At 63.3% G+C, this 1,184-nt stretch carries 1 protein-coding gene; it reads right to left on the minus strand.

Annotation, left to right across the window (positions count from 1 at the left end; genetic code table 11):
• Positions 1 to 244: 244 nt before the first annotated feature.
• Positions 245 to 1,184, minus strand: a 940-nt coding sequence (locus tag RVY79_RS16620) for an MFS transporter (protein WP_317465583.1), incomplete at its 5' end; no start/stop codon positions are given.

Genomic DNA, 1,184 nt, shown 5'->3' on the forward strand with positions numbered 1-1,184 from the left:
CGATTATTCAGGCTCACGTTCTTGGAGATCTGCACGCTGCTCGCAAAGCCAAAGCCGTGGTTAAACTGCTTCTTGATAAATCTAACTAACTAACTAAATTCATCTGTCCATACAACTCTTTGACCATCAATAAAGGTGGAACGGCAAAGTAGCTTTCCGAAGTTTCAGCAGTGGAGACAAGTCGTGTAGTGCCGGAACGGGCCACTTATCGGCTTCCAGTCCTCGATCAATGCCCCAAGTCAAGTCAGTTGCAACCGGACCGCCCCTGCCACAGCAGCGGCACCAGGATCAGCGCCAAAGCCGGGAAGATCATCCAGTTGACCGCTTGCCAGCCCGAGCTGTGCAGGATCGACCCCGCGAGGAACGACACGGCCGCCGTGGCGGCGAAGACGAAGAAGTCGTTCATGCCCTGCGCCTTGCCCCGCTCGGCCGGGGTGTGGCAGTCGGTGACCATCGCCGTGGCGCCGATGAAACTCAAATTCCAGCCGATGCCCAGCAGCGCCAGCGAGCCCCAGAAGTGGGACAGGCCGAGCCCGCCCAGGGCCACCACCCCGGAGGCGGCGAGCAGCACCATGCCGACGGCGGTCACGCGCTCCTTGCCGTAGCGCACCATCAGTCGTCCTGTGAAAAAGCTCGGCCCGAACATCGCCAGCAGGTGCCACTGTATTCCTAGGGCGGCGTTGTCCACCGAATGCCCGTGGTTGACCATCGCCACCGGCGCGGCCGTCATCACGAACGCCATCACCCCATAGGACACCACGCCCGCAGCCACGGCCAGCAGATAGCGCGGCATCGCCAAGAGCTGCAGCACCGTCCGACCGCTATCGGCGACTGCTTCGGCCTGGGTCTGGCTCGGCGTGCGCAGCATCAGCAGGATCGGCAAGGCGATCAGCGGCAGCAGCGCCTGGCTGAGGAAGCTGCCAACGTAGGGCGTGCCCGCTACCGCATCGCGCGTGAAGATCACCAACTGCGGCCCGATGATGGCGCCCGCGAGACCGCCCACCATGACCCAGGAAATGGCCTTGGCCTTAAGCGCGTCCTCGGCGGTGTCGGCGGCTGCGAAGCGGTAGCTCTGCACATACGCGCCGTAGAAGCCCGCCAGGAAGGTGCCGGCGCAGAAGATCCAGAACGAGGCCAGCATGATGCCCAACGCGGCGATCAGGCCCGAGGCCACGCCGAAGCCG

It is taken from the genome of Chromohalobacter sp. HP20-39 (genome assembly GCF_033052815.1).
Taxonomy (GTDB): domain Bacteria; phylum Pseudomonadota; class Gammaproteobacteria; order Pseudomonadales; family Halomonadaceae; genus Chromohalobacter.